Origin of the sequence: Pelagibius sp. (assembly GCF_028281305.1) — a bacterium.
Taxonomy (GTDB): Bacteria; Pseudomonadota; Alphaproteobacteria; order Kiloniellales; family Kiloniellaceae; genus Pelagibius.
In genome coordinates this window covers 1-26,863 of sequence record NZ_JANQKD010000004.1, presented here as the reverse complement: position 1 = coordinate 26,863, position 26,863 = coordinate 1, and the positions used below count along the sequence as shown (strand labels likewise).

27 protein-coding genes are annotated in these 26,863 nt (G+C 66.6%); 10 read left to right on the top strand and 17 right to left on the bottom strand.

All coding sequences use genetic code 11. The annotated features are described in order from the left end of the window. Positions 1-112: 112 nt before the first annotated feature. From Q0982_RS01040 to Q0982_RS01015, 6 genes are all read left to right on the top strand, one after another. Positions 113-733, top strand: coding sequence for an acyl-homoserine-lactone synthase (locus Q0982_RS01040; protein ID WP_299390976.1), 621 nt, complete (start codon positions 113-115; stop codon positions 731-733). A 60-nt stretch (positions 734-793) separates the two neighbouring features. After that, positions 794-1,054 (top strand): hypothetical protein, encoded by a 261-nt coding sequence (locus Q0982_RS01035; RefSeq protein WP_299390975.1) that lies wholly within the window; start codon positions 794-796, stop codon positions 1,052-1,054. Between the two features lie 135 nt (positions 1,055-1,189). Further along, on the top strand, positions 1,190-2,590 hold the full coding sequence (locus tag Q0982_RS01030; protein ID WP_299390973.1) for a cytochrome P450: 1,401 nt from the start codon (positions 1,190-1,192) through the stop codon (positions 2,588-2,590). A gap of 4 nt (positions 2,591-2,594) precedes the next feature. Beyond that, the gene (locus Q0982_RS01025) at positions 2,595-3,797 is read left to right on the top strand and encodes an MFS transporter (RefSeq protein WP_299390971.1); all 1,203 of its coding nucleotides are present in this window, start codon (positions 2,595-2,597) and stop codon (positions 3,795-3,797) included. 58 nt (positions 3,798-3,855) lie between these two features. Beyond that, positions 3,856-5,394, top strand: coding sequence for a class I adenylate-forming enzyme family protein (locus Q0982_RS01020; protein ID WP_299390969.1), 1,539 nt, complete (start codon positions 3,856-3,858; stop codon positions 5,392-5,394). A gap of 265 nt (positions 5,395-5,659) precedes the next feature. After that, a complete protein-coding gene (locus Q0982_RS01015) occupies positions 5,660-6,010 on the top strand; it encodes a hypothetical protein (RefSeq protein WP_299390968.1) in 351 nt (116 codons plus the stop codon). Positions 6,011-6,084: 74 nt separating this feature from the next. On the opposite strand, the gene Q0982_RS01010 is transcribed toward Q0982_RS01015, so the two are convergent. The 6 genes from Q0982_RS01010 to cysG form a co-directional block, all read right to left on the bottom strand. Beyond that, positions 6,085-6,882, bottom strand: coding sequence for a cell wall hydrolase (locus tag Q0982_RS01010; RefSeq protein WP_299390966.1), 798 nt, complete (start codon positions 6,880-6,882; stop codon positions 6,085-6,087). A 607-nt stretch (positions 6,883-7,489) separates the two neighbouring features. Then, positions 7,490-8,257: a phosphoadenylyl-sulfate reductase gene (locus tag Q0982_RS01005; protein WP_299390964.1), complete on the bottom strand. Its 768-nt coding sequence runs from the start codon at positions 8,255-8,257 to the stop codon at positions 7,490-7,492. A gap of 79 nt (positions 8,258-8,336) precedes the next feature. Further along, positions 8,337-8,891 (bottom strand): DUF934 domain-containing protein, encoded by a 555-nt coding sequence (locus Q0982_RS01000; protein WP_299390963.1) that lies wholly within the window; start codon positions 8,889-8,891, stop codon positions 8,337-8,339. Continuing rightward, positions 8,878-10,533, bottom strand: coding sequence for a nitrite/sulfite reductase (locus Q0982_RS00995; protein ID WP_299390961.1), 1,656 nt, complete (start codon positions 10,531-10,533; stop codon positions 8,878-8,880). Before Q0982_RS00995 ends, Q0982_RS01000 begins: the two co-directional genes overlap by 14 nt. Positions 10,534-10,553: 20 nt before the next feature. Further along, positions 10,554-10,874, bottom strand: a complete 321-nt coding sequence (locus Q0982_RS00990; protein ID WP_299390959.1) for a DUF2849 domain-containing protein — start codon at positions 10,872-10,874, stop codon at positions 10,554-10,556. A 14-nt stretch (positions 10,875-10,888) separates the two neighbouring features. Continuing rightward, positions 10,889-12,322 carry a siroheme synthase CysG gene (gene cysG / locus Q0982_RS00985; protein ID WP_299390958.1) on the bottom strand — a complete coding sequence of 478 codons (1,434 nt, stop codon included), beginning with the start codon at positions 12,320-12,322 and terminating at the stop codon, positions 10,889-10,891. A gap of 358 nt (positions 12,323-12,680) precedes the next feature. Between cysG and Q0982_RS00980 the strand changes: the two genes are divergently transcribed. Next, entirely contained in the window at positions 12,681-13,058 is a 378-nt protein-coding gene (locus Q0982_RS00980; protein WP_299390956.1) for a hypothetical protein, read from the top strand. Between the two features lie 39 nt (positions 13,059-13,097). Here the strand turns inward: Q0982_RS00980 and Q0982_RS00975 are convergent, their stop codons facing one another. From Q0982_RS00975 to Q0982_RS00935, 9 genes are all read right to left on the bottom strand, one after another. Continuing rightward, a complete protein-coding gene (locus Q0982_RS00975) occupies positions 13,098-13,652 on the bottom strand; it encodes an AAA family ATPase (protein ID WP_299390955.1) in 555 nt (184 codons plus the stop codon). A gap of 15 nt (positions 13,653-13,667) precedes the next feature. Then, positions 13,668-14,789, bottom strand: coding sequence for a tRNA epoxyqueuosine(34) reductase QueG (queG, locus tag Q0982_RS00970; protein ID WP_299390953.1), 1,122 nt, complete (start codon positions 14,787-14,789; stop codon positions 13,668-13,670). A 16-nt stretch (positions 14,790-14,805) separates the two neighbouring features. Next, the gene (gene tgt / locus Q0982_RS00965; RefSeq protein ID WP_299390951.1) at positions 14,806-15,963 is read right to left on the bottom strand and encodes a tRNA guanosine(34) transglycosylase Tgt; all 1,158 of its coding nucleotides are present in this window, start codon (positions 15,961-15,963) and stop codon (positions 14,806-14,808) included. Further along, the gene (gene queA / locus Q0982_RS00960; protein WP_299390950.1) at positions 15,960-17,009 is read right to left on the bottom strand and encodes a tRNA preQ1(34) S-adenosylmethionine ribosyltransferase-isomerase QueA; all 1,050 of its coding nucleotides are present in this window, start codon (positions 17,007-17,009) and stop codon (positions 15,960-15,962) included. Before queA ends, tgt begins: the two co-directional genes overlap by 4 nt. A gap of 134 nt (positions 17,010-17,143) precedes the next feature. Continuing rightward, complete coding sequence (locus Q0982_RS00955; protein ID WP_299390948.1) at positions 17,144-17,776, bottom strand: hypothetical protein; 633 nt, start codon at positions 17,774-17,776, stop codon at positions 17,144-17,146. Next, positions 17,773-18,312, bottom strand: coding sequence for a hypothetical protein (locus tag Q0982_RS00950; RefSeq protein ID WP_299390946.1), 540 nt, complete (start codon positions 18,310-18,312; stop codon positions 17,773-17,775). The genes Q0982_RS00955 and Q0982_RS00950 overlap by 4 nt, the downstream gene beginning before the upstream one ends. A 145-nt stretch (positions 18,313-18,457) precedes the next feature. Continuing rightward, entirely contained in the window at positions 18,458-18,922 is a 465-nt protein-coding gene (locus tag Q0982_RS00945; protein ID WP_299390945.1) for a thermonuclease family protein, read from the bottom strand. 112 nt (positions 18,923-19,034) lie between these two features. Next, entirely contained in the window at positions 19,035-19,481 is a 447-nt protein-coding gene (locus Q0982_RS00940) for a helix-turn-helix transcriptional regulator (protein WP_299390943.1), read from the bottom strand. Positions 19,482-19,812: 331 nt separating this feature from the next. Beyond that, the gene (locus Q0982_RS00935) at positions 19,813-20,226 is read right to left on the bottom strand and encodes a metalloregulator ArsR/SmtB family transcription factor (protein WP_322096921.1); all 414 of its coding nucleotides are present in this window, start codon (positions 20,224-20,226) and stop codon (positions 19,813-19,815) included. A gap of 185 nt (positions 20,227-20,411) precedes the next feature. On the opposite strand from Q0982_RS00935, the gene Q0982_RS00930 reads away from it, so the two are divergent. Further along, the gene (locus Q0982_RS00930) at positions 20,412-20,648 is read left to right on the top strand and encodes a sulfurtransferase TusA family protein (RefSeq protein ID WP_299390942.1); all 237 of its coding nucleotides are present in this window, start codon (positions 20,412-20,414) and stop codon (positions 20,646-20,648) included. Between the two features lie 26 nt (positions 20,649-20,674). On the opposite strand, the gene Q0982_RS00925 is transcribed toward Q0982_RS00930, so the two are convergent. Then, complete coding sequence (locus Q0982_RS00925) at positions 20,675-23,977, bottom strand: efflux RND transporter permease subunit (RefSeq protein ID WP_299390940.1); 3,303 nt, start codon at positions 23,975-23,977, stop codon at positions 20,675-20,677. Further along, on the bottom strand, positions 23,977-25,110 hold the full coding sequence (locus tag Q0982_RS00920; protein ID WP_299390938.1) for an efflux RND transporter periplasmic adaptor subunit: 1,134 nt from the start codon (positions 25,108-25,110) through the stop codon (positions 23,977-23,979). The genes Q0982_RS00925 and Q0982_RS00920 overlap by 1 nt, the downstream gene beginning before the upstream one ends. 270 nt (positions 25,111-25,380) lie before the next feature. Here Q0982_RS00920 and Q0982_RS00915 point away from each other — a divergent pair, with 270 nt between their 5' ends. Together Q0982_RS00915 and Q0982_RS00910 are read left to right on the top strand one after the other, a co-directional pair. Beyond that, positions 25,381-26,310, top strand: a complete 930-nt coding sequence (locus tag Q0982_RS00915) for a histone deacetylase family protein (protein WP_299390936.1) — start codon at positions 25,381-25,383, stop codon at positions 26,308-26,310. Positions 26,311-26,421: 111 nt separating this feature from the next. Then, positions 26,422-26,673, top strand: a complete 252-nt coding sequence (locus Q0982_RS00910) for an exodeoxyribonuclease VII small subunit (RefSeq protein WP_299390934.1) — start codon at positions 26,422-26,424, stop codon at positions 26,671-26,673. Positions 26,674-26,863: the final 190 nt, after the last annotated feature.

Below are 26,863 nucleotides of genomic sequence, written 5' to 3'. Positions count from 1 at the left end.
CCCTCCCATTTCTGGGGGGCTGCGGATTGGCGCATGGCGCGCTGAAATCACGGCGCATTCGGGGCCTTGAGAGCAGGGCCCGCCGGGGACCGAAACTGGGGGGAACCGTGCCGTGATAGACGTTGTGACACCCGATCTCTATAGCGCCTATGCCAACGACCTGAGGGAGATGTTTCAACAGCGCTTCCGCGTGTTCAAGCAGCGGCTGGGCTGGGAAGTCTCCACTGATGACGGAGAGGAGCGCGACGACTTCGATGCGCTCTATCCGACCTATCTGCTGGCCAGAGACCAGAGCGGTGCACTGGTCGGAAGCTGGCGGTTTCTGCCGACCACCGGCCCGTACATGCTGCGCGACGTCTTCGCGCAGCTGCTGGAAGACGAGAGGGCGCCCTACCACCCGCTGGTCTGGGAGGGCAGCCGCTTTGCCGTGGAGGGGCGGAGCACCCGCGGGCGCACCAGCAGCGAACTGCTCTGTGCGGTCACCGAGACCTGCATGGCGATGGGCATCCGCCAACTCATCACCGTTTACGACGCGCGGATGGAGCGCCTTCTGCCGCGGCTCGGTTGCCCGCCGCGCCGGCAGTCGAAGGGCATGCGCATCGGCAAGGAGATCGCCTTCGCCGGCCGCTTCGACATGACCCACGCAACGCTGGCGAGCCTGCGTGCGGTCGCCGGCATTCGCGGCTCGGTCATCCGCAATGCCTTCGCCCTGGAACAGCCAGCTGTCGCCTGATCCCAGGCGGAGCCAACTGCAACGCGAGAAACACTGGTCAGAGACTTTCTGGAGTATGAAATGAAAAAGAGTGAAATGCCAATCGAACTCAGGCTCTGCGATCCTCTTCAGGATGCAGAGGCAATCAAACGCTGTCTGGAATACCTGCGGATCGAAGCCAGGCGCACTGGGCTCTCCTTTGCCGCGCACCTGATTGGGGTCGCTGCGGAAGCGGTTGAGGACTCCATTGCGCTGACCGAGAAGTCGGTCGCGCAGGTGGAGCGCAAGGACGCGCAGGAGGTGCCGGACGTTCCCGACGTGGCGTCCACGCAGCGCCACTAAGCGGCGCAGACCCTCTTTAAGTGCGTCGCGCTTGCGGCGCTTCCGGTCCGGCGTGTTCGACACGTCACGGAAACCCTAACGCTTGCCCAAAGCCGGCCCGATGACGCTGGTGCGGGCCCATCGGAGATCAGCATCATGAGTCTCGCCGTCGATAGTTGCGAAGGGTTTGGAAGCCTCGACCGTCAGACTTCCGTTCCGGCTTTGAAGGGCTTGCCGCTGCTCGGTCTCGCGCCGGCGTTGCGCCGCGACCCCTTGCGCTTCTTCACGCGGGTTGCGGCCGAGCACGGCGGGGCCGTCTGGCTGCACCTGGGGCCCGACCGGGTTTTGATGCTCAACGATCCGGCGATGATCCGCCATGTCCTCCAGGACAATCGGCCGAACTACGTCAAGAGCCGCTTCTACGACATGATGAGGCCGGTCTTGGGCGAAGGCATTTTCCTGGCCGAGGGTGACGATTGGCTGGGGCAGCGCAAGACGGCGCTGCGCAGTTTTCAGGGTTGCCAGCTGCGCCGCATGACGGCGGCCATGCAGGATGCCGTCGACGACATGGTCCGGCGCTGGCAGGTGCCGGCGGCCCGCGGCCGCGCGCTGGACGTGGTGCCCGAGATGATGCGGCTGACTCTGGACATCCTCATGCGCACCTTGTTCTCCGTCCGCCTGGACGGTGAACACGAAGAGGTCTTTCACGCCATGACCCTGGTGCTGCGCGATGCTGAGCGGCGCATCTGGTCGCCCCTCCAGATGCCGCGCTGGCTGCCGACGCGGCGCAACCGGGCGGTGGCGGAAGCGCTGGCCACGCTCGACCGCTTCGTCTACGGCATGATCGCCGAGCGCCGCGCCGCATCCGCCGATGCGAAGGACAGGGAGGATCGCGGCGAAGCCGACCTGCTGGACATGCTTCTGGCTGCGCAGGGCGAGAGCACGGACCGGCGGCTGCGTGACCAGATCCTCTCAATGATTCTTGCCGGCCACGAGACCACGGCCAACGCCCTGGCGTGGTGCTGGTACCTGCTGTCGCTTCACCCCGAATCGCTGCGTCGTGTCCAGGCCGAGGCAGAGAGCCTGCCCGCGGGGCGTCCGCCGGCCTTTGCGGAGCTCTCCGCGCTAACCTACACGCGCTGTGTCTTCGACGAGGCCCTGCGTCTTTATCCGCCGCTTTGGACCTTCTCGCGCACGGCCCTTGCCGGGGACGAGATCGCCGGGCTGCCGGTCGCGGCCGGTACGAATGTCATGCTGAACATGTTCGCTGTGCACCGTCGTCCGGAGCTGTGGGACAATCCGGAAGGCTTCGACCCGGCCCGCTTCGATCCCGAGACTGGCGACCCGCGCCGCCGTTTTGCCTATTTCCCCTTCAGCGATGGGCCGCGAAGCTGTCTCGGAGAGCGCTTTGCCGTTCTCGAATCGCTCATCGCCATCGCCACCGTGGCCCGCCGTTTCGACCTGCATCTCCTGCCGGGGCAGGCGGTCAAGCCGGAGCCGATGATCACTCTCAGGCCGCAAGGCCTCAAGATGCGGCTGGTGGCAAAGGCGGCGTAAGGCCATGCCTGCACCCATCGCGGTCACTCTGGTCTATCTGATCGGGCTTGGCATCGTCTATCCTGCTTTGCCCTTTCAGGCCCTGGCGCTCGGCGCCAGTCCGGTTCAGGTGTCGATGATCCTGGTCACCGACACCGCCATGATCCTGTTGCTGGCGCCTTTGCTCGGTCGCCTGAGCGACCGCTTCGGCCGGCGCGGCGTGATCTGTCTGGCGCTGGCGACCGCGCCCTTCGCCTATCTGATGATGGCCTATGCGGATTCGCTGCTGATGCTCTTTGCGGCGCGCGCGCTGGCCGGCGTCAGCAATGCCGCGGTGCCCGTGATCCAGGCCTTGATGGCGGACAGCACATCTTTGAAGCGGCGGGTAAACGGCATGGCCAACGTGAACTCGGCCTTTGCCGCTGCTTTCATCCTGGGCCCGCTGCTCAGCCGCGGCTGGCTGCTCGGCCCCGACGGTGACGACTATCAGGCCGGCGCCCTGGGTGCTGCCGGCTTTGCCGTTCTGGCCGTCGTTCTGGCCGTCGTCCTGCTGCGCGAGGTGCGTCTGCCGGCGCCTGGCCGGGCCGCTACCGGGGCAGCGGGACCGTCGGCTGGCTACCTCAAGATGCCGGTCCGCCTGTTTCTCGCGCCCCTGCTGCTTGGGCCCATCGTGATCATGGCGGTCCTGGCCTTCGCCTATGCGTCGATGGAAGCCACCCTCGGACTGTGGTCGGAGCGCGTTCTGGACTGGCGTGCATCCGATGTCGCCCTCGGCTTCATGTGCGCCGGCGGGGCGGCGCTGTTCAGCCTATGGGTGCTGATCCCGCTTCTCTGCCGCCGCGTTGGCGAAGAGGCGGTTGCCGCTGCATCCTCTGTCGCCATGGTCGCGGGCATGCTGCTCTTTGTCTTCTGGCCCGGCGACACTGCGGTGGCCGTTGCGATGATGCTGCTGGGCGCCGGCATCGCGACGGGCCTCTCCTGCCTCCAGGCCCTTCTGTCCAAGGCGGCGCCGGCCTCTGTTCAGGGGACGGTGATGGGCGTCAACCACGCGGTCCTGAGCATGGCGCGCATCGTCGGCCCGATCTGGGGCGGCTTCGCCCTCGGCAGTCTTGGAACCCATTGGCCTCACCTCTCCGGCGCCGCGCTTTGTCTCGTTGCGCTGACAGCCCTTGTCCTGCTCTACCGGCCGCGCGTGCGGGCCCGGCAGAGACAGACGTCGCTGTCATAGGAGAACCCCGCCTCGAGAGAACCCCGCCTCAACAGTGATCTGTCTTGGGAGAGAGCCCATGTTGAACGTTGCCGCCTTTCTCGATGCCTCCGCCCGCCGGACACCCTCGGCGTGCGCCGTGGTCCACGACGGCAGGCGCTACAGCTATGCGCAGATCCTCAAGGAGGCCAACCGGGTTGCCAACGGTCTGCGGGCCCAGGGCCTGGGGCGCGGCAGCCGCATTGCCCTTGCCTGCAACAACAGGCCCGGCTTCCTGGCCGCCTATTACGGCATCCTCAAGATCGGCGCGGTCGCCGTCGTCCTCAGCACGACCCTCCGGCAGCGCGACATCCTGTTCCAGCTTGAGGACTCCGGAGCAGAGGCCCTGCTCTGCTTCGACGGCTGCGGCGACCGCGCCTATGCCGACGAAGCTCTCCCGGCCGCCGAAGCGGCACCGCTCTGTACCAAGGTCTGGATCATTCCGGCCCGGACCGATGGGGCCTCGGCGGTGCCAGGCTATCCGACGCTCGCCGATCTGATGGCGGGGCAGCCTGACCGCTGTGCAACGCAGAGCTATGCGGCCGACGAGACGGCCGTGATCCTCTATACCTCCGGCTCGACCGGCCGTCCCAAAGGCGTTGAACTTACGCAGTCCAGTCTCACGGCCATGGTGCGGATCAACCGTGGCCTGGCGGGGCCGTCGGCAACGGCAGTCCGTCTGGTGTCGACGCCATTGTTTCATGTCATGGGCCAGATCTGCGGCCTGAACCTCGCGGTGCTCAACGGCGAGACAATGGTGCTGGTGGAGCGCTTCGACCCCGGTGTCATCTGGCGCCTCATCGTCGAGGAGGCAGTGACCTACTTCGTGCACATGCCGATCTACTACCGTTATCTTCTGGACCGCGCCGATGCGGTAAACACAGCGGCGGTGCGCAGGACACTGCGTCTCTGTGCGACCGGCGGTGCCCCGCTGCAGGACGATCTCCTGGCGGCCTTCCGCGCCCGCTTCGGCCTTGCCCTGGTGCCGGGCTACGGTCTTACCGAGGCAACCTCGATCGTGGCCTGGGGCGGCGACATGGCCCTGCCGCGGGCAACCACCGTCGGCAAGGTCGTGCCCGGCGTCGAAGCCATCGTAGCGGATGCGGCAGGCAGGACGCTTGCACCCGAAGAGCATGGTGAGATCCTGGTGCGCGGCCCCGGCGTGATGAAGGGCTATCTCAACCTGCCGGACACGACCCGCGCGCGGCTGAAAGGCGGCTGGCTGCGCACCGGGGATATCGGCCGCTTCGACGGTTTCGGCCGGCTCGACGTCCTGGGGCGCGTCGACGATAAGATCCTGCGCGGCGAGGAGCACATCTACCCGGCCGAGGTGGAAACGGTGCTGAAGAACCATCCGGCGGTCTGTGAGGCCGCTGTCATCGGAGTTCCCGACGCGGTTCTGGGCCAGGAAGCGAAGACCTTCGTCGTGCTGAAGGAAGGTTGCCACCTGAGTGACGGTGATCTGCTCGGGTGGCTGGCCCGGGCTCTGCCCGACGGCAAGTGCCCCGGCCTGGTGCAGTTTCAGGCAAGTCTGCCGTTGACCCCGACCGGCAAGGTCGCCCGCCACCTGCTCCGCTAGAGCGGATCATGTTCAGACGGAAACACTTTGGTGTTTGCGTCTGAACATGTGAATCCGCTCTACACCTAGGATTTAGAGCAGATTCACCGGGTTGGATGGATCGCCCCTGGAAAGACATGGGGCGATCCCATCAAACCCGGATCTGCTCTAGCCGCCTGTTGCGCTGGCGGTTTGGGCGCTGCGGCGATGGTAACGGATTCTATACCATCGCTGGCTAGCCTTCGGAGCCCGTGCCCAGTCCGTACCCGCCATCCAGGCAAAAACCATGGTGAATCGCAGCTTTACCGTCAAACCGAAGGAGCGCCGCCGCGACCGGCGCCGCCAGCTTCAGCTTTCCGCCGAGATCGACGGCCATGCGGTCACTCTGGTGGACATCTCGGTTGCCGGATTCGGTGCTGCGATCGATGCGACGGGCCGGGCGCCGTTGAAGCTGCCGCTCGGCCACCGCAGCCGGCTGGATGTCTGGCTGTCGGACGGCCGGCGGATCAGCCTGGACATCATGATCGAACGCGAGGTCGGCCCTGACGGCCTGTTCGGTGGCAGCTTCATCGGCATTTCCGATGAGAACTTCCGGCTCATCGAAGCGATCCTGATGGGCCGCGAGCACCGCGCCTGACGCGACGCCGTCTCCTCCTCACCCTGCAGACCTGCCCGGCGGACCGCATCGGCCGATGGGCCCGGCGCGCTTGCTCAGTCGGTTTGGGCGACCTGGGTCGGGGTCGGCGCAGGCTTGCGCGAATAGAAGATGTGGAGGCCGATCTTGGGGCCCCGCACGAAGGCCTTGCGCCACGACGGGCTCACATAGTCGGCGTGATACCAGAGCGCGCCGCCAGTGTTGTCGCTGACACGGCCCCAGTAGACCTTGCTGGCCAGGCGCTCACTCTCGGCCCAGGCGGGCATGTCGGTGACGAGATCCTGCTTGCCGTCGCAATACCAGGAGAACTGGCACTTGTGCAGCACCTCGGCCGTGCCGTCGCGCACGACGCCGCAGACCGTCTCCGGGAAATTGCGTGAGGCGACGCGGTTCATCACCACATGGGCGACGGCCAGCTGGCCTTCCAGCGGCTCGCTGCGGGCCTCGAAGTAGATGTTCTGCGCCAGGCAGGTCAGCTCCTCGCGCAGCTTGCCCGGGTTGGGCGTGTAGACGCTGGCGAGCTGCTCTTCCAGGTCCAGCTGGCGGAGACCGACCTGGCGGATATAGAAGAAGTCGGGATCGATATCCTTCACGTCGACCGGAATGAAGCTCTGGGCGGTCACCCGGGTCCAGGCGCTTTCGGTCGTGTCGCTCGTGGCCACATGGGCAAGCGCCGCGCCGGCGATGACGCAGGCAATGGGCGCCGAGATCGCAGAGCAGGCCGCTCCGGCGGAAAGACCGCGCAGGTTGAGGCCCAGCTTTGCCCCGGCTTTCACCCAGCCGCGGCGCGCACGGGCAAGCCAGCGCTTCCGGTTGGGCCACCGAGGGGCCGATATGGCTTCACTGCGACTCATTGTCTGTCCTGTACCCTGTGAACACGGCGCGGTCTGCGCTCTGTCGTGGCGGGACGGTCGATGGTTTACCGAGGGCCGGTGCTGTGGCCTCTCCCTTCCCTTGTACGCTTAACCGCTGGTAAAGGTTTACACAATCTTAATATGGCTTATCAAGAACTTTCGCCAAAAATTTGAGCTAAATTTGCCACATTTTCCAGTAAAATTAACTATTAATCCCGAATATCTTCGAAAAGAGCTCTGTATTTATCGGCAATAAAATTGCTAGGAGGCGTTATTTATTTGTATTTGAAAACTTATTCTCGAATTTATCGGCCGATAGTTTGGAAACATCGAAGAGACAATTAAACAAACGGGTAGCGATTACATCGCTCTTCGCCGGCGCAAAAGAGGACTCGGCGGGGAATCTACTGGCCGGCAGCCTGTCGGATCTTTCGGTCGGAGCTGGCGTTAACCATTGAATATTGGAGTCGGGATCGACCGCTCCGGCGTCGGGTCGCGCAGAGACCTGCTGTGTCAACTGTAGGGCGGTCGGGGAGGGGGCTTTTGCGCTGCGCCCTTTGGTTGACGAGCGTGGTTAAGCCCCTGGGCGCGTGCCAGAGACGGGGTGTCAGGCGCGGGGGGTCTGGTGCCGGGCCCAGGGCGCCTTGTGGATGCCGCACTCGGTCTTTCCGCTGCCCTGCCAGCGCCCGCTGCGGGCATCGGCTTCAGCGCCCTCCACAGGGCTTCCGGAGGGGGCTGTACAGGGGGCGCAGCCGATAGAGGCATAGCCCTGGTCTGCCAGCGGGTGGGCCGGCAGGCCCCGATTCTCGAAGGCCTCGCGCAGTTGCGCGGCGTCCCAGTGGGCCAGGGGGTTAACCTTGATGCGGCCGGTCTCGGCCTCAAAGACCGGGATCCCGCCGCGCAGGCCGCCCTGGAAGCGCTTGCGGCCGTTGATCCAGGCGCTGAAACCGCTGAGGGCCCGCTGCAGCGGCAGGACCTTGCGCAGGTGGCAGCAGAGGTCCGGGTTGCGCTGCCACAACTTGCCGTCCGCATCGGCCCGGGCAAGGTCCTCCGCCGCCGGCGTCACCGAGCGCAGGTCGGTCAGCCCCAGCCGCTCTGCCAGCCGGTCGCGGTAGGCAAGGGTCTCGTCAAAGTGCTTGCCGGTCTCCAGGAAGATCACCGGGGTTGCCGGGTCGATCCGGGCAACGAGGTCCAGCAGCACCGCCGACTCCGCACCGAAGGACGACACCACCGCGATGCGTCCCGGGAAGACGTGTTTGATCGCCGCCTCCAGCACCGTCTCGCTGTCGGCGGCGCCGTAGCGCAGTTCCAGAAGGCGGGCGCGCTCCCGCAGTCTCAGGGCCCGGTCCTGGTTGGCCGCCGGGCGAACCGTCACCGGCGATCTGCTCGTCCTTGAAGCCAGCACTTCTGCGACTCCCCGGTCCAGGTGTGTTGTCCGGTGGCTGTGGGCGGGGCTACTCGGCGGCTACAGCGCGCGAAGACCGGAAGCCGGCGCCGAGCGCGCCACTGGGTGCGCGGCCGTCTGCGGTCGGCTGGTACCAGACCTGGATTTCCTCAATGGCGTCTTTCCAGGCCGCCGCTGTCTTCTCGTCCGCCACCGCAAAGCTGTCGAAACCGCAGCGCAGCATGAAGAAGAGCTGGTCGCGCAGCACGTTGCCCACCGCGCGCAGTTCGCCCCTGAAGCCATGACGCTCGCGCAGCAGGCGCGCATAGGAGTACGCGCGTCCGTCGTTGAACTTCGGGAACTCCAGGGCGATGAGGTCGAAGTGCTCGAGGTCGCCGGCGATCTCTTCCGGCGGCTGGTCGCTGGCCAGGCGCAGGCCGAGGCGGCCATTGTGGCGCAGCAGCGTTTCGCGCTGGTCGCGCCACTGGTCCAGGGTGACGATCAGGTCCACGTCCAGCGACGGGACATCCGGCGCCCCTGTTTCGGCGTCGTTGGCGGGCTCCGGCGTCTCAGGCAGATCTGACCAGGGATCATCGGCGATACGGCCGTCTTTAAGCAGCGGCATAGAGCTTCTCCTTGAACGGCGCGAGGCCGACACGGGCATAGGTATCGTTGAACTTCTCGTTGTCCTGGCGCAGGTCCAGATAGGTCTCGACGATGTTGTCGACGGCATCGACGACCGCGTCGTAGGAGAAGGCAGGGCCGACGATCTTGCCGACGGCGGCGTTCTCGTCGGCGCTGCCGCCCAGCGTGATCTGGTAGAACTCCTCGCCCTTCTTGTCGACGCCCAGGATGCCGATGTGGCCGGCGTGATGGTGGCCGCAGGCGTTGATGCAGCCGGAGATCTTGATCTTCAGATCGCCGATCTCGTGCTGGCGGTTCAGGTCGCTGAAGCGCTGGGTGATGCGCTGGGCGACGGGGATGGAGCGGGCGTTGGCGAGGTTGCAGTAGTCGAGCCCGGGGCAGGCGATGATGTCGGAGACAAGGCCGATGTTGGGCGTGCCCAGGCCGTGCTGCACCAGCGTTTCCCAGACCTTCGACAGGTCGCTGAGCTTCACGTGCGGCAGCACCAGGTTCTGTTCGTGGGTGACACGGATCTCATCGAAGCTGAAAGTCTCGGCAAGATCGGCCACGGCGTCCATCTGCTCGGCGCTGGCATCGCCCGGCGCTTCGCCCTCGGGCTTCAGGGAGATGGAGACGATGGCATAGCCGGGGATCTTGTGGGCGGAGACGTTGCTGCGCAGCCAGCGGGCGAAGTTCCGGTCCTCGAAGCGCCGTGCCTCGAAGCCGCGGTCGCTCTCCGGAAGGTCTTCAAAGGCCGGTGGCGCAAAGTAGCTCTCGATGCGGGCGATCTCCTCGGCCGGCAGGGTGAGCGCGCCGTCCTTCAGATGCGCCCATTCCTCTTCGACAAGGCGGGTGAACTCCTCGGCGCCGGTCTGCTGCACCAGGATCTTGATGCGGGCCTTGTAGAGGTTGTCGCGCCGGCCGAGCTGGTTGTAGACCCGCAGGATGGCCTCCAGGTAGCTCAGCAGGTGCGCCTTGGGCAGGAACTCGCGGATGGTGGTGCCGATGACCGGGGTGCGGCCCTGGCCGCCGCCGACGATCACCTCGAAGCCGACTTCGCCCGCTGCGCTGCGGCGGACCTGCAGCCCGATGTCGTGGAAGCGCACGGCGGCGCGGTCGTTCGGCGCGCCGGTGATGGCGATCTTGAACTTGCGCGGCAGGAACGAGAACTCCGGGTGCAGGGTCGACCACTGGCGGATGATCTCGCCGTAGATCCGCGGATCCTCGATCTCGTCGGCGCTGGCGCCGGCGAAGTGATCGGCGGTGACGTTGCGGATGCAGTTGCCGCTGGTCTGAATGGCGTGCATCTCGACCTCGGCCAGATCCTCCAGGATCGCCGGCACGTCTTCCAGCTGCGGCCAGTTGTACTGGATGTTCTGGCGCGTGGTGAAGTGTCCGTAGCCGCGGTCGTAATCGCGCGCGATGCTGGCCAGCCTGCGCATCTGGCGCGAGGACAGCGTGCCGTAGGGCACGGCGACGCGCAGCATGTAGGCGTGAAGCTGCAGATAGAGCCCGTTCATCAGGCGCAGGGGCCGGAACTCCTCTTCGCTTAGCTCGCCGGAGAGGCGACGCTCCACCTGTCCGCGGAATTGGGCGGTGCGCTGCCGGACAAAGGCCAGATCGAATTCATCGTAGCGGTACATCGTCGTTGGTTCCTCTCGCCCTAGGCGTCCGCCACCAGGGGGGCCTTGCGATAGTCGGCGCGCACGGTGGGGCCCGCGGCGCGGATGGTTTCACGGGTGGACAGCGGCTGAAGGATGCCGTCCACCTCGGTCACCTCGACCAGGTAGGGGCCGACGATCTTGCGCGCGGCCACGTCCGCTTCGGCGCGCTTCAGCATCTCGTCCTGAGCCGCGGCGTCGTTGCTGGTGGCGGCCTGATTCAGCCAGGCGGTCCACAGGCCGCTCTCGGTCAGATAGACCACATCGCCTTCGCGCAGGCGGTTGGCGGTGACAGCCTTCAGAGGCACAGGTTTGTTGGGCATCGCTGTGATCTCCGTCAGACAGCCAAGGCTTCGGGCAGGCGTCGGGGGAGGGCGGTCAGCTCGGCCTCCAGGGCACGGTCCTCGCCGGTCATGGCCTTGCGCGCGACTTCGCCGACGATGATGAGCGCAGGGCCCGTGACCGCGGCTTGGCGCAGGCGCTGATCCAGGTTGTCCAGCCGTCCGGTGACGATACGCTGGTCGTCGCGGGTGCCGTTCTCGATCACCGCGACCGGCGTGCCGGCGGCAAGCCCGTGTTCGATCAGACGCTGCGCGACCACGCCGGCCGTGGAGACGCCCATGTAGACCGCCAGCGTCTGCTTGCCGCTGGCCAGGCTCGTCCAGTCGAGATCCGGCTCGCCGTCCCGGGCATGGCCGGTGATGAAGGTGACGGCCAGGGCCGTGCCGCGCAGGGTGAGGGGAATGCCCGCGGCGGCGGCGCAGCCGGCCGCCGCCGTCACGCCCGGCACCACCTCCACGGCGACGCCGCGCGCTTCGAGATAGTCCATCTCCTCGCCGCCGCGCCCGAAGATGAAGGGGTCGCCGCCCTTAAGGCGCACCACGCGGCGCCCGGCCAGGGCGTGCTCGGCCATCAGGGCGTTGATCTCGTCCTGGCTCTTGCTGTGGTTGGCCTTGGCCTTGCCGACATAAACCCGCTCCGCATCGCGGCGCGCATAGTCGACGATCTCCGGGCCGACCAGTTTGTCGTAGAGCACGACGTCGGCCTCCTGCAGGCGGCGCAGAGCCTTGAAGGTCATCAGGTCCGGGTCGCCCGGGCCGGCGCCGACAATGGCAACCGAACCGGTCGGCGCGGCCTGCGACGCAGGACCGTTGATCAGGCCCAGCATCGCCTCGCGGGCTGCGGTCTCGCGCCCGGCCAGTACCTCTTCGGCCACCGGGCCGGTAAAGAAGCGCTCCCAGAAGCGCCGGCGGCCTGCCGGGGGTATGGTCGCCCCGACCGCGGCGCGAAAGGTGCCGGCAAAGCGGGCCAGGGCGCCCAGACGGGCCGGCAGCATGGCCTCGATCCGCGCCCGGAGCTGACGCGCCAGGATCGGTGCGTCGCCGCCGCTGGAGATGCCGATCACCAGGGGATCGCGGTCGATCACGGCCGGCATGATGAAGCTGGAAAGGTCGGGCCGGTCGACCACGTTGACAGCGATGCCGGCCTCGACCGCCGCTGCGGCCACCGCTTCGTCGACGGAAGGCTTGCCGCTGGCGGAGATCACCAGCGCGCGTCCCCGGACGTCCTCGGCCATGAAGGGGCGGCACATCCATAGAACCCGGTCGTCGCGAGCCTCCTCGGCCATCTCGGCGCACAGGCGTGGCGCCACCAGGGTGACCTTGGCGTGCGCCTTCAGCAGCAGGCGCAGCTTGCGCAGCGCCAGTTCGCCACCCCCCACCAAAAGGGCGGAGCGGCTGGAAAGATCGTGGAAGGCCGGAAAATACCGCATGGTCCTGCTTTCGTGCCGGTCAGGTCCTCGTCGCCGCGGCGGCGTGCCGCGAAACGAAAATCTGATATAAACCAGTGTTTTAGAGGGCTGTACCCAGTTTGCAATCGACCGAAGGCGTCCGGTCCTGTGAGTGCCGCGGCCAATTTCACAAAAAACGTAGGGTGATCATTTTGAATTGTCCATAGGAAAATGTAGAAATCCAATATTATACACTATAATAGTGAAAATTATGAGGCCCGCCGCTTCCCGGATGACAGGACGCTTCCGCCTGCGTATCAATGCCCGACAGGGGGGCCGTCACTGCGGCCGCAGAACTGGGCCGCAGAACTGGACTGGGCCGTCTCGAGGGAGCGTTTGAATGATCCGTGGGTTGTCTGCCAGGCGTTTGGCGGCGCCGTTGGTTTGCGGCGCAGCGATGGGCCTTCTGGGTGCCTGCAGCGCCATGCCGTTTCAGGTCGATGGGTCGGACGAAGCGGTGGAGGCGGCCGAGGCGGAAAGCGCAAACCTGCTGCCGCGTCTGCGGCCTTACGCCTTTGGCCTCTGCTACAGCCCGGCCGTCAACGAAGACTCGGAGGTCGATGACGAGGCGGCCTATGTCTGTGACGGCGGCCGTCTGGAGCGCAAGAACGAGGACATCTTCTGGAACGGCTGCTCGCTGACCCAGCCCAATCGGGTCAACTTCGTCTGTTTCCCGCCCGACAAGGCCAAGCGGCCCACCGCCGCCCAGCCCCAGTAGCGCCTTCGATCGGTGTCGGCGCTGCACTGCGACGGCGCGTCACACCGGCAAACCATGCTTTGCGATGGCCGCTAGACTGTCGGCCCGTTGGATGTCGACCGGTCGGTCGCCGTCCAGGCGCAGAACCGGGCAGGGGAGCATCTTCAGCCAGGCTTCGTGCAGGTCCCGGCTGCGGCCTTGGGAGAGCCCGGTTTCGTAGTTCGCCGCCCACTCCAGGAAAGCTGCGCTGGCTTCGTGGCGGTCGCCGCCGGGTTCGATCCGGCTGCCGTAACGCTCGGTCTCGCGCCGGCGCAGGCGTTCCAGGCGGGTCGCGGTCGGCACCGAGAGAAAGATCACCAGATCGAACTGCGGGATCAGCGGCGCCCCCCAGAGGCCGATGGAGCCGGAGAGGATCCAGGAGCCGGCTTCCGCGAAGGCCGTGTTCAACAGGCGCAGCCGTTCGCCGATGGGCTGCTTTTCGGTGTAGGGCGGTTCGCTCGGCTGCCAGTAGAAATCGTCGGTATCGAAGCGGGCGATCCCTAGATGCTCCGAGAGCGCCTGCCCGAGTGTCGAGGTGCCGCTGCCGGAAGCGCCGGTGATGTGCAATCGGATCATGGATCAGGTGGTCCGCTAGGCCCACTCGGCGAGAACATCGGGGTCGTCTTCGGCAACGGCATACCTGGCGCGCAGCTTGGCCAACTCCTCCTTGGGCAGTAGACGGGAGAGCGCCCAGACCGCCGCGCCGCGCACCAGCGGAGAAGGATCGGCCAGCAGGGTTTCTATGGCTTCTGCTGGTGCCTCGGTGCCGGCGTTGCCGAGGGCGATCAGGACATTGCGCAGGAAGCGGTCGCGCCCGATGCGTTTGATGGGCGAGCCGGCAAAGAGTTTGCGAAAGCCGGCATCGTCGAGGTCGAGGAAGTCGGCCAGCCGTGGCGCGGTCAGTTCGGCGCGCGGCAGAAAGGCGGCCTCGCGGGTTGGCTGTGCGAACTTGTTCCAGGGGCAGACGGCCAGGCAGTCGTCGCAGCCGTAGATGCGGTTGCCCATGGCCTGACGGAACTCTGCCGGGATCGGCCCCTTGTGCTCGATGGTGAGGTAGGAGATGCAGCGCCGCGCGTCGAGCTGGTAGGGCGCGGGAAAGGCATCGGTGGGGCAGACGTCGAGACAGTTGCGGCAGCTTCCGCAGTGGTCGCTTTCGGCGTCATCCGCTTCGATCTCCAGATCGGTATAGACCTCGCCGAGAAACAGCCAGGACCCCAGCGCGCGCGACACCAGGTTACTGTGTTTGCCCTGCCAGCCGATGCCGCCGGCCTGGGCCAGGTGTTTCTCCATCACCGGCGCGGTATCGACAAAGACCTTTACCTCGGCGGCCAGGTCATCGTGCATCCAGCGCGCCAGTGCTTTCAGGCGCTTTTTCATCAGGTCGTGATAGTCGGCGTTGCGGGCGTAGACGGAGATTGCCGCGCGCTGCGGTTCATCCAGCAGCGTCAGAGGGTCCTCGGCAGGCCCGTAGTTCTGGCCCAACACGACCACAGTACGCGCTTCCGGCCAGAGCACCTTGGGGTCGGCGCGGCGCTCGGCATTGTGGGCCAGCCAGTCCATCTCGCCGTGATAGCCCGCGGCCAGGAAAGCCTTCAGCGCCGCGCGCGCATCGGGCGCGACCGCGGCTCCGGCAAAGCCCACGGCATCGAACCCCAGCGCCAGCGCCCGCTCGCGGATCGCTGCCTTCGGCCCCGACTGCCCGGAAGCCGCCACCCCAAAGGCTGCATCCTCAGAGCGGGGGGAGATCTCCCGCGTCCTGTTGCCGGCTGAAGTCCGCGATGAAGTCGTCAAGCCGCTGATCCTCGATTGCCTGGCGCAGCCCGGCCATGAGTTCCTGATAATAGGTCAGATTGTGGCGGGTCAGCAGGATCGGGCCAAGCATCTCCTTCGCCTTGAAGAGATGGTGCAGGTAAGCGCGGGAGTAGTTGGCGCAGGTCGGGCAGGGGCAGTCCGGATCCAGCGGGCGGTGATCGTCCTGATGGCGGGCGTTGCGGAGGTTGATGCTGCCGCGGCGGGTGAAGGCCTGACCGGTGCGCCCCGATCGGGTCGGCAGCACGCAGTCGAACATGTCGATGCCGCGGGCCACTGCGCCGACGATATCCGCCGGTTTGCCGACGCCCATAAGGTAGCGTGGATGGGTTGCCGGCAGGTGGGGCACGGTGGCGTCCAGGACGTCGAACATCACGCCCTGTCCTTCGCCGACGGCCAGACCGCCGACCGCATAGCCGTCGAAGCCGATCTCGATCAGCGCCTCGGCAGAGGCCTGCCGCAGCGCCGGATAAACGCCGCCCTGGACGATGCCGAAAAGGCCGTAGCCCGGCCGCTTGGTAAAGGCCTCGCGGCAGCGCGCCGCCCAGCGCATGGAGCGCTCCATGGACTCGCCCGCTTCTTTCTCCGTCGCCGGATAAGGCGTGCATTCGTCCAGCACCATGGTGATGTTGGCGTCCAGCAGTTCCTGGATCTCCACCGCCCGCTCCGGCGTCAATGCGTGACGCTCGCCATCCAGATGGGAGCGGAAGGTGACCCCCTCCTCGGTGATCTTGCGCAGCTCCTGCAGCGACATCACCTGGTAGCCGCCGGAGTCCGTCAGGATCGGCCCCGCCCAATTCATGAAACGATGCAGACCGCCCAGGCGCGCCACCCGCTCCGCCCCCGGGCGCAGCATCAGGTGGTAGGTGTTGGCGAGCAGGATCTCGGCGCCGCTCGCGCGCACCTGGTCCGGGGTCAGTCCCTTCACGGTGGCGGCGGTGCCGACGGTCATAAAGGCGGGCGTGTTGATCGTTCCGTGGGCCGTTTCAAGCTGCCCGCGGCGCGCCTTGCCGTCGACGGCGCCGACCGCAAAGCGGAGACCATGGGCGCCGGCAGCGGTTTCTTCGGCCCTGTTCACTGGGCACTCTCCGGCTCCAGCAGGCAGGCATCGCCGTAGGAGTAGAAGCGGTACTGCTCTGCGACGGCATGGGCGTAGGCGGCTTCCATGCGCGCCTTGCCGGCAAAGGCGCAGACCAGCATGAACAGGGTGGACCGCGGCAGATGAAAATTGGTCAGCAACAGGTCCACAGCCTTGAAGCGGTGACCCGGCAGGATGAAGAGATCGGTGTCGCCGACGAAGGGCGTGATCGTTCCGTCGTCTGCGGCAACACTCTCAAGCAGCCGCAGCGCGGTGGTTCCGACCGCGACGATGCGTCCTCCGGCGGCGCGGGCGGCGTTGATCCTGTCCGCAGCGTCGCGGGTGATTTCGCCGGTCTCGCTATGCATGCGGTGGGCAGCGGGGTCGTCGACTTTCACGGGCAGGAAAGTGCCGGCGCCGACGTGCAGGGTGACCGCGACCCGCCCGATTCCGGCCTGCTCCAGCGCGTTCAGCAGGGTCTCGGTGAAATGCAGCCCCGCCGTGGGCGCGGCGACGGCGCCGGCCCGCTCGGCAAAGACGGTCTGGTAATCCTCCCGGTCCTGCGGGTCGCCCCCTGAGTCGCGCTTGATGTAGGGCGGCAGCGGCATGACTCCGTGGCGGTCCAAAGCGGCGAGCAGGTCGCTGCCCGCTTCGTCGAAAACCAGGGTGACTTCGCCGCCCTCGCCCTTTTCGGCGACCGCAGCGCCGAAGTCCTCGGCGAAGACGATCCGGTCGCCTTCGGAGAGCTTGCGCGCCGGCCGGGCGAAGGCTTTCCAAGTCCTCGCCCAGGTCTTGGCGTCCACGGCCTTGTGCAGGGTGACTTCGATGCTGGCGCTGCCCTTTGTGCCGGTCAGCCGCGCCGGGATCACCTTGGTGTCGTTGATGACCAGCAGGTCGCCCTCTCGCAGCAGGTGGGGCAGATCGGCGATGGTACGGTCAGCCAGCGCCGGGCCCACGTGCAGCAGGCGCGCGGCCTCGCGGGGCTCGATCGGATGCTGGGCAATCAGCCCGCGGGGCAGGTCGAAGTCGAAGTCGTCGGTGCGCATGGCTGTTTCTGGGAAAACGCCTACCAAGAGAGTGCCGGCGCGGCTGTCCTAACACCCGCGCCGGGTCAGGCCAAGCACTCCGGTGCCACGGTCCTGGGGCCTGGAGGTCCTGGCGTTTCGACGCTGCCGAGCGGTCACGACACCAGCCGGCGGTCGTAGCGGAGGCCGACGCTGATCCGCGGGGTTTCGAAGCGGTCGACGAAGTGAAAGGGGCGGTCCGTCCGGCCGTAGAGCCCCGGCCCGCGCATCAGCACCAGCCAGCCCGGCGGTGCCGCCACGGCCCGGGCGTCGCTGCCGCTGCGGTCGCGGCAGACCGCGAAGCGGCAACGCCCGGCCAGGGTGATGACGGAGACCAGGCCGCGATAGGCGATGTGGTCGCGGTGCGGGGTAATCCCGCCGGAGCCCTTGGGGTAGCGCTGAACGATGAGGTCGTTGACGGCAAAGCCTTCGCTGAGAGCGGCCGGGCCGAGCAGTCCCAGGGCGTCGGCAAAAGCGCCTTCGAGCGCCGCGCCGCAGGTGGCCAGGGCGCCGTCGTTGGGAACCGCACAGCTCACTTCGCAGTCCTGCCAGACCTGTTTGTCGCCGCTGCCGATCACGGGTTGGGCCGGCCGGTAACGCAGGCGCGCCGCCTCCGTGAGCAAGGCGTCGACGGCCTCGGATCCCAGCAGCGGAAGGGAAACGGCATCGGCCTCCGGCAGGGCGGCGATCGCCGCCGCCAGCGCCGCACGGTCGCTCTGCAGGCGCCCGAAAACCGCGCTCGGGGTCACCGGTTGCCTAGGGACCCGTCCGGGGTCTTGGCTTCAGGCGGCGGAGTGAGAAGGATGGGCGTGACCGCTGGGGGCGCGGCTTGGGGACCGCCGGCCGTTTCCAGCGGCGGCTGCAGATAGAGATTGTCGGCAACGGTGGGAACCTGCGCCGTGGCGCCGGCGATCAACTTCGCTTCCGGCACAGGCGGCAGCGGGCCGCGGGCGATGGCCGCGCCTTGGCCGTCGCCGTAGTCGTCCGCGCGATAGGTGGCGAGGCCCTTGCTGTCGATCACGAAGACGAAGTCCTCCACAGGCTTGCTGGGGACAAGCGTGGCGGCGGTCTCCTGGGGGTCCGGGGGTGGCGGCGCGGCGGACCCGAAGGTCCGGGAATAGACCTCCCGGTAGGGCGAGCCCTGCGCAGAAGCGGCATAGGTCGGCGAAAAGTAGCCGTCGCTCTGCAGGCTTCGATTCTGGGCCACGGCAGGGACGGCCCAGAGCGCTGCAGAACCAGCGCTGCCGAGGGCAATGGTAACCGTCAGAAGCCGCAACACCGCCATCGTTCCTTCCCCCGAAGGCAACGCCAGAATCACATCCCAGAAACAGGGAGCATAGTGGCGCCGTCGGGCCCCCGGCGTCCAGCGACAAAGGGACCGCGTCCGCTCTTTGCGGCCATTGGGACTCCGCGGCAGCCGGGCGCCTGTTTTACCGGCTTGCCCCGTCCGCCAGAGGCTCGCCGGCCAGGCGCTGTCCCCGGCGCCAGGCCCAGGGTTCGACGAAGGCGCCCTTCCAAAGGCCGCGCCGGCGCTCTCTGGCACCCTGCTGGACCGGACCGAAGGCGGCCTGGTATTGGTCCGCGGCATCGCCGCCCGGCGGGATCAGCGCCCAGCCGGTGTAGACCATGCCCTCCGAGAGGTCGTAACCCCCCGCCGTGCAGCGCGCCAGAGGAACGCCGCCGGATGCCGGCAGCTGCGCAAGCCTGCGGCACTCCACCTGGACGCCGGCCGTCAGGTCCATGAGGGCGGCCTGCGCGAGCAGGCCACAGTCGTAAAGGCGTTCCCCGCGGCTGCAGCGCTGCGCCAGCTCCGGCGCGTCGACCCCGGCAAGGTCGTAGGTCTGACCCGCAACCGCAAGGCTGTCGCCATCGACGATCTGCGCAACGCCGCGCACCGGTGAAGCAGTGTCGCCCCAGGCCTGCGACGATGCTGCCGCCAAAGCGGTGAGGGCGAGAAGCCAGGCGCCGGCGGCCAGGAGGGCCCGCGAAGGGGCCGGCGCCTGCCCGTCAGCAGGTCGGATCGCAGCAATGCTCGCCGATGGTCTTGACCAGTGCGTAGATCTGCCGCCGGACCGTGGCATCGTCTATCCTGCTGTAGGCCTGAACGAGGCGCAGCATATCACGCTGGGTCATCAGGTCCGACACACGTTCCGGTGACTCGACATCGGACTGGCCGTTTGCGAGAGAGTGCTCCGGAGCTTCTCTCGCCGAGAGGTCCTGGAAGAAGTACTGGACCGGGACCTGAAGGACCTGGGACAGGCGGTACAAACGGCTGGCGACAATGCGATTGGTGCCGCGTTCGTACTTTTGGATCTGCTGGAATGTGATGCCTAGGGCGTTTGCCAGGCTGCTTTGGCTGAGGCCAAGGGCCAAGCGGCGGAGCCGCAACCGGGAACCTATGGAGACGTCGACGGGGTCGGGCTTTGCGGGAGTGATCGTGGGAGTCTCAGACACGCTGTCATTTCTCTCATTCTGAATGACCCCGCGGCGATGGGTTGGTGATTCGGAGTTTCGTCCAAACAAAAGTGATGGCGCAGACTTACTGCGCAAACTTCTCAAGGATCAAGTGATCGATTTGTTCATGCAAACGTATTCATTTGTTCATGAACAACAATGAGGGGAATCTTTCCTCGGTGAGCCGCGACGCGGAACCGGAGAAATCCATGATTGAAGGACCTGATTTCCTCTCAAACCAATGCGCGCAGGGGGTTGCACGAAGGCTCAGAGCGCGATTGCACCCAGGGCTTGAGTCCGGTCCGGAGAAGGAATTCCTCTTGAGGGTGCTTCAGGTGCTGGGTTTGCGCAAGGCCGCGCCTTCGGCCGCGGTCTCCGCAGCGCCCGGTCGGCTGACCGGTGTGTCAAGGGAAGCCCCGTTTTCGGCCGGCGCCGGCTGGCGCGCTGCACAGCAATTCACATAGAGATCGCTGAGGGCGCTCAGCATCTTTCCGACCTCTGGGCTCGAGACCGAATAGAGCACGGTTTGCGCGTTGCGGCGTGTCTTCACCAGATTGTCCCGGCGCAGCTTTGCGAGATGCTGAGACAAGGCGGATTGACTAAGCCCAACCAGACGGCAAAGCTCGGTCACTGAATGCTCGCGCTCGGAAAGGTGGCAGAGAATCACCAAGCGCCGCTCGTTGCCCATGGCTTTGAGCAGGCGGCTGGCCCGTCCGGCGGTCAGAAGGAGTGGTCCGTATGGCATATTAGGAAACGTTGTTCGGGGCCGGGGCAGGTCAAGCGCTGGCATGAACTTTTTTTGCTGCAAATTCTCCGGCTGAGCGCCGTGGTTTCCCAGGACCTGCCGGAAGCCGCTAAATTCCGGGTGTTTAACGTCTTTTTGCCGTGTCGGCTCTGGATTTTATCAAGGCAAGGTGTAAAAAGCGGATTATGTCTGATGCTTCGAAAACCGTTCTCGATGCAACGGGGCTGCGTTGCCCCCTTCCGGTTCTGCGGGCGCGCAAGGCCATGAAATCGGTGGAGCCTGGGGCGGTGCTGGAGGTGCTCGCCACCGATCCCGGGGCGGTGGCGGACTTCCAGGCCTTTTGCCAGACCACCGGCGACGAGTTGCTGTCGTGGGACGAGGCGGACGGCCGCTTCACCTTCCAGATCAGGAAGGCCGGCTAACCAATCGATCTTGCCCGTGGCTGGCCTTACTCGCCTGCTGCGGGCTGGGCCGGCCCGGCCACTTTCGGCCCGGCGGCGGCTTGACGGCCTTCCAGCGTCGCGACCAACAGCGCCATCATCGGTGGAATGATGAGCAGCGTGAGCATGGCGGAGAGGGCGAGGCCGCCGACCACCACGGAACCCAAGCCGCGGTAGAGTTCCGAACCGGCGCCCGGGAAGAAGACCAGCGGCAGCATCCCGAAGACCGAGGTCAGCGTCGACATGAAGATCGGCCGGATGCGGTTGCGGGTCGCCTCGACGATGGCCGCGCCGGCGGCCAGCCCCTCCTCGCGCAGGTGATAGAGGGTCTGGTGCACCAGCAGAATCGCGTTGTTCACCACGATACCGATCAGGATTACGAAGCCCAGCAGCGTCAGCATGTCGAGCGGCTGATAGACGGAGGTGTTGAGGATCGCCAGCCCCGCCACGCCCCCGGCTGCCGCCAGCGGCACCGACAGCAGGATGATCAAGGGGTAGATGAAGCTCTCGAACAGCACGGCCATCACCAGGTAGACGATGGCCAGCGCCAGCAGCAGGTCCAGAACCATGGCCTCCCAGGTCTGGGTCAGCTTGTCGGCGGTGCCGGAGATGTTGAACGTGACGCCGGGCGGCAGGCCCTCGGCCTCCATCGGCTCCATGACTTCGCTGCGCAGGGTATCGAGCGCAGCCTCCAGCGGAATGCCCGGGGCCGGGCGGATTTCCAGGGTTACGGTGCGGAAGCGCTCGCGGTGGCGGATTTCGGTCGGGCCGGAGGTCAGCACCACCTCGGCCAGGGAGGAGGCCGGGATGATATCGCCGTTGGGCGTGACCACCGGCAGGCTTGCGATGCCCTGGGTCTGGACGACGTTGTACTCCGGGCCCTTCAGCATCAGGTCGAGACGATCGGAACCGACGGTGACCTCAGCGACCCGAAGGCCGTCGTTGAAGGTGTCGATCGCCTCGCCCAGCTCGCGTGCGGTCACGTCGTTGTCGGCAAGACGCAGGCGGTCGGGGAAGAGACGCACCTCCGGTGCGCCGAGCTCCAGGCCGGGGTTCGGCCGCAACTGATGCCCCTCGCTACGGGGCATGATCTGCGAAACGCGGCCGACCGCCTGTTGGGCGACGCCAAGAATGACTTCCAATTCCTGTCCGGAGATATCGAGGTCGATCTTGCGTCCCGAACCGATGCCGCGCCCGAAGATCGACGGCTGATTGATGAAACCGAAGGTGCCGGGCTCGCGGAACACCGGCCCCTGGAGAACGGGGATCAGCTCTGCAGCGCGCTGCGGATCGACGGCGGTGGCGCCCAGGAAAGTGGTCGCCCTGGTGGCGACGAAAAAGAAGCGTTCGATCTGTGGATCGGCAGACTCCGCTCCGCCCGGCCAGAGAGATCGAAGAGCGCCGGTAATCCGCGTGCCGATGCCGTCCAGGGAGAAGCCCTCTTCTGCCTTTGCCTCGTAGCTGTCCGCGTCCATGCCGCTTTCGGTGATCCAGAGCGGCCGGGTCGCGGCCTCGATGCCCTTGGCGATATCGGTCGTGGTGCCCAGGTTGTAGCCCGGCGGCGGAATGATGATGCCGAAGACGAGGTTGCGGTTGCCCTCCGGCAGGTACTCGAGCTTGGGCAGGAACTGCCAGGCGCCCAGCGAGGCCGCCGTCGTGACCGAGGCCACGACCACGAAGGCCACCAGACGGCTGCGGACCACCAGGCGCACAAAGCCCATGATGAGGGCGATAAAGAAGTCGGCCAGCCGGTCGACCAGCGGCAGGCGCAGCCGTGTGATGCTCTTCTCGTCCAGCTTCTTGCTGCCGCCGCTGAGCAGCCAGCTTGACAGTGCCGGCAACACGGTGACCGAGACCAGCAGTGAGAGCATGACGGAGACCGAGATGGCCACCGCGATGTCGCGGAAGAGCTGACCCACTTCAAGCTGCATCACCAGAATGGGGATGAACACCATGACGGTGGTCAGCGCCGAAACGAGCACCGCGCCCCAGACCTGCTTGGCGCCCAGATAGGCGGCCTCGCGTGCCGGCCGGCCCTGTTCGCGCAGGCGATAGATGTTCTCCAGCACGACGATGGCGGCATCCACCACCATGCCCACCGCAAAGGCGATGCCGGCCAGTGAGATCACGTTGATCGACCGCCCCATGGCGGCCATCGCCACGAAGGCACCGATCACCGAAACCGGAATGGCGATGGAGACCACCAGGGTGGCGCGGACGGACCGCAGGAAGACCAGCAGAATGATGGCAGCCAGCGTGCCGCCGACCCAGATGTTCTGCTGCACGAGATCGATGGCGGAATTGATGTAGACTGTTTCGTCGTAAACCTGCCGCAGCCTCAGGCCGGCGGCCGGGATCGGCCCTTCGCGCAGTTCCTCCACCGCCGCCTTGATGCCTTCCATGGTCTCGATGACATTGGCGCCGGTCTCGCGCAGGGCGTTCATCGCCATGGCGCCCTGGGCGAGCATGCGGATCGAAGCGCCGGCTTCCTTGTAGCCATAGGACACTTCGGCGATGTCGCCGATCCGCACGCGGGCGACGCGGCCGCTGTCGTCGTCGGAGTCGCTGCGAACGACCACGTCGCGGATGGCCTCCAGGGTGTTGAGCTCGCCCTCGGTGCGCACAACATAGCGCCGTTTGCCCTCGTCCACGTCACCGGCGCTGAGCGAAGCATTGGCGCGCCTGAGGGCGTCCACGACCTCGGTCACCGTCATGCGGTAGCGTGCCAGCACCTTGGGCTCGACGGTGACCTGGATTTCCCGCTCCGTACCGCCGAAGACGTTGACGCGGCTGACGCCCGGCACCCGTTCGATGCGCTCGCGCAGGATGTCTTCGGCAAAGTCTCCGTACTCGTGGATCGGCCGCTCGTTGCCGTCCTCGCGGGTGATGATGAACCAGGCGATGGGGCTGTCTTCACTGCCGGCGGTGTCCAGCGTCGGCTCGTCGGCTTCGTCGGGATAGCCGTTCACCCGGTCAAGCCGGTTGGAGACCAGCAGCAGCGCCCGGTCCATGTTGGTGCCGACGGCGAACTCCAGGGTGATGCGGGCGCGGCCCTGCTCCGAGCGCGAGGTGATGGTCTCCAGGCCCTCGATGCCTTTGAGCTCTTCTTCCTGGCGGTTGGTGATCTCGCGTTCGATCTCCGCCGGCGCGGCGCCGCCCCAGCTGGTGGAAACGGTGATGACCGGCCGGTTGACGTCAGGGGCCAGCTGAATGGGGATGGTCTGCAGCGCAACGATCCCGAACATCACCACCATCAGAACCGCGGCAATCACCGCGATGGGACGTTCGATAGCGAGCTTGATGAGGTTCATCAGGTCTCCCCGTCAATCTGTACCTCTGCACCCGGACGCAGGCGCTCGTTGCCGCGGACCACGGTCTGCTCGCCCTCCGTAAGGCCTTGGACAACCTCGTAGCGGTTGCCGACCGGCTCCCCGAGAACGATGGGGCGCGGCTGCGCCTGACCCTCGGAGACGACGAAGACGATGGTGCCGTTGGGACGCTTGATGATGGCGTCTTTGTGCACGGAAACCACATCCCGCGGCGCGCCGACCGGCACCATCACGGTGACCGACTGCTCGTTGGCAAGCGGGCTGCTGATCTCCCCGAAACGCGGCACGAAGCGCACGGCCCGGGTCCGCGTCAGCGGGTTCTCGTCGGGGATGACGGCTCTGACAGTCGCGCCGATCAGTGTGCCGTCGTCCAGCACCACCTCGACCGCAGCACCCGCGGTGAGTCCGAGCAGCCGGTTGGCCGGCACGTCGGCCTCCACCTCCAGGCTCTGGTCGGCGACCATGCGCACCACGTCGGCCCCGTCCTGGGCGTAGGCCCCGACCTCGCTCAGGCGCTGGGTGATGACCCCGTCGTAGGGTGCGCGCACCGTGGTGTCGTCCAGGTCGATCTCGGCCAGGCGCAGGGTGGCGCGTGCGCTGGTTACCGACGCCTCGGCTTCGGCGGCGGCGGCTTCGGCGATGGCAACCTCCTGGCGGGCGTCGTCGAAACGGGCCTGGCTGAAGGCGGCGGACTGCTTGAGCCCCTCAAGGCGCTGCAATTCCTGCCGCGCCAGGGTCACTTCGGCCTGCTTGGTCCTCAGCTCCGCCCGGGCCACGGCGAGGCCTGCGGCTGCCAGGTCGCGCTCGGCCTCCATCGAGGCGGCGTCGAGCACGGCTATGACGTCGCCGGCGGACACCCGGTCGCCGACCTCGACGCTGAATTGCTGGATGGGGCCGCTGATCCGCGCTGCGACGGATCCGGCCTGGCGGGCGACAAGGCGCCCCACAACCGGCACTGTCTGACTCAGCGGTTCGCTGCGCACGGCATCGACGCGGACAAGGGAGGCGCCCTGCTGCCCTTCTGCAGTCTGCGGCAGCATCGTGCCGCCGAGGCTCGCTCCGACAAGACAGACCACCGCAATCGCCAAAAACCGGCGCGCTGTCTTCAACCCCATGTTCCGCCTGTCTCCAAAAGCCCTGCCGATGGCGCGACTCTGGCGCAAGCTGGCGGGGACTAAAAAAACTAAATAGATCATTGAATTGGCGTCTGGCCGCTGGGGAGTCAATGGCCCAGGGCGACATCAGCGGCAGCATAGGCCCAGTCAGCGCCCCTGTCTCCTGACAATTCATTTACTCCATGAAACCGCATTTCGGTTGAAAATGCGGGGATGACGCCGGCCGGTCACCGGCTATGATGGGCCGACCCCCCACTGTCAGGGCCGCTTATGAGTACGCTTCTTTTTAGCCATCCCGCCTGCGAGCAACACGATCCCGGGCCGCTGCACCCGGAGAACCCCGGACGCCTCAAGGCCGTCATGAAGGCGCTCGACAGCCCGGAGTTTTCCGGCCTGCTGCGCCGTGAAGCGCCGCATGCCGAGCACAGCCAGATCGCGCGGGTCCATCCGGAGAGCTTCGTGCACGAGGTCCTGGCTGCCATTCCGGAGCACGGGGACCGCATGCTGGATGCCGATACCATCGTGTCGCCCGGTTCGGGGGAAGCGGCGCTGCGGGCCGCAGGAGCGGTGGTCGCGGCCGTCGATGCGGTGATGGCGGGAGAGGCCGACAACGCATTCTGCGCGGTGCGCCCGCCGGGCCATCACGCCGAACCGCGCCAGGCCATGGGGTTCTGCCTGTTCAACAACGTCGCCGTCGGCGCCTTGCATGCGCGCGAAGTGCACCGCTGCCACCGGGTTGCGGTGGTCGATTTCGATGTCCACCACGGCAACGGAACCCAGGCCATGTTCTGGGACGACCCGGATCTGTTCTATGCCTCGACGCACCAGTTTCCCTTCTATCCCGGTACCGGGCGGGCGCAGGAGCGCGGTGTGGGCAACAACATCATCAACGTGCCGCTGCCGCCGCCGGCCGGGTCGTCGGACTTCCGCCAGGCGATGCGCGACTGCGTGATTCCGGCGCTGACCCGCTTCGAGCCGGACTTCGTCTTCATCTCGGCTGGATTCGATGCCCACGCCGACGATCCCCTGGCCAGCCTGAACTTCGTCGAGGAGGACTATGCCTGGGCGACGCAGCAGTTGATGGAGCTCGCCCGCAGCGCCTGCGGCGGGCGTTTGGTCTCGGTCCTGGAGGGCGGCTACGATCACGCGGCCCTGGCGCGTTGCGTAGCGGCCCATGTCCGCACGCTGATGCGGTTTTGACCTCAGGCGCCGACTGCGTTAAAGGGCGGGGCTGTTGAACGGGGAACGCCGCCGCCCGCGCGCAAGGGCCGAGGCGGCGCAAGAAGGCCAGGAAGACCCGGGGGAAGACTGATGTCCAAGAACGAGGTTCCCGAAGACATTCAAGCCATGAGCTTCGAGGAGGCGCTCGATGCGCTGAAGGCGATCGTGGCCAAGCTCGAGCAGGGCCAGGGCGCCCTCGACTCGGCAATCGAGGACTACGAGCGCGGCGCAGCCTTGAAGCGTCACTGCGATCAGAAACTGCGCGAGGCGCAGGCCAAGATCGAGAAGATCAGCCTTTCGGCCGACGGCACGGCCGACACCGCCGCGCTGGATGTCGATTGAACAGCGGGGCCCGGGTCGCAAGCCATGAAACTTCAGGATGCCTTGGCCAGCCAGGGCGAAACAATTTCGGCCCTGCTCGATCGGCTGCTGCCGATGACCGAAGGGCCCCGCGGACGGGTTATCGAGGCGATGCGCTATGCCGCGCTTTCCGGCGGCAAGCGGCTGCGGCCGTTTCTTGTGCGCGAATCGG

Bases quoted from the DNA above. Each gene is read 5' to 3' on its own strand.
- Q0982_RS01035 (WP_299390975.1), top strand. From the start codon at position 794: ATGAAAAAGAGTGAAATGCCAATCGAACTCAGGCTCTGCGATCCTCTT.
- Q0982_RS01030 (WP_299390973.1), top strand. From the start codon at position 1,190: ATGAGTCTCGCCGTCGATAGTTGCGAAGGGTTTGGAAGCCTCGACCGT.
- Q0982_RS01025 (WP_299390971.1), top strand. From the start codon at position 2,595: ATGCCTGCACCCATCGCGGTCACTCTGGTCTATCTGATCGGGCTTGGC.
- Q0982_RS01020 (WP_299390969.1), top strand. From the start codon at position 3,856: ATGTTGAACGTTGCCGCCTTTCTCGATGCCTCCGCCCGCCGGACACCC.
- Q0982_RS01015 (WP_299390968.1), top strand. From the start codon at position 5,660: ATGGTGAATCGCAGCTTTACCGTCAAACCGAAGGAGCGCCGCCGCGAC.
- Q0982_RS01010 (WP_299390966.1), bottom strand. From the start codon at position 6,882: ATGAGTCGCAGTGAAGCCATATCGGCCCCTCGGTGGCCCAACCGGAAG.
- Q0982_RS01000 (WP_299390963.1), bottom strand. From the start codon at position 8,891: ATGCCGCTGCTTAAAGACGGCCGTATCGCCGATGATCCCTGGTCAGAT.
- Q0982_RS00995 (WP_299390961.1), bottom strand. From the start codon at position 10,533: ATGTACCGCTACGATGAATTCGATCTGGCCTTTGTCCGGCAGCGCACC.
- Q0982_RS00990 (WP_299390959.1), bottom strand. From the start codon at position 10,874: ATGCCCAACAAACCTGTGCCTCTGAAGGCTGTCACCGCCAACCGCCTG.
- cysG (WP_299390958.1), bottom strand. From the start codon at position 12,322: ATGCGGTATTTTCCGGCCTTCCACGATCTTTCCAGCCGCTCCGCCCTT.
- Q0982_RS00980 (WP_299390956.1), top strand. From the start codon at position 12,681: ATGATCCGTGGGTTGTCTGCCAGGCGTTTGGCGGCGCCGTTGGTTTGC.
- Q0982_RS00975 (WP_299390955.1), bottom strand. From the start codon at position 13,652: ATGATCCGATTGCACATCACCGGCGCTTCCGGCAGCGGCACCTCGACA.
- queA (WP_299390950.1), bottom strand. From the start codon at position 17,009: ATGCGCACCGACGACTTCGACTTCGACCTGCCCCGCGGGCTGATTGCC.
- Q0982_RS00950 (WP_299390946.1), bottom strand. From the start codon at position 18,312: ATGGCGGTGTTGCGGCTTCTGACGGTTACCATTGCCCTCGGCAGCGCT.
- Q0982_RS00935 (WP_322096921.1), bottom strand. From the start codon at position 20,226: ATGCCATACGGACCACTCCTTCTGACCGCCGGACGGGCCAGCCGCCTG.
- Q0982_RS00930 (WP_299390942.1), top strand. From the start codon at position 20,412: ATGTCTGATGCTTCGAAAACCGTTCTCGATGCAACGGGGCTGCGTTGC.
- Q0982_RS00925 (WP_299390940.1), bottom strand. From the start codon at position 23,977: ATGAACCTCATCAAGCTCGCTATCGAACGTCCCATCGCGGTGATTGCC.
- Q0982_RS00920 (WP_299390938.1), bottom strand. From the start codon at position 25,110: ATGGGGTTGAAGACAGCGCGCCGGTTTTTGGCGATTGCGGTGGTCTGT.
- Q0982_RS00915 (WP_299390936.1), top strand. From the start codon at position 25,381: ATGAGTACGCTTCTTTTTAGCCATCCCGCCTGCGAGCAACACGATCCC.
- Q0982_RS00910 (WP_299390934.1), top strand. From the start codon at position 26,422: ATGTCCAAGAACGAGGTTCCCGAAGACATTCAAGCCATGAGCTTCGAG.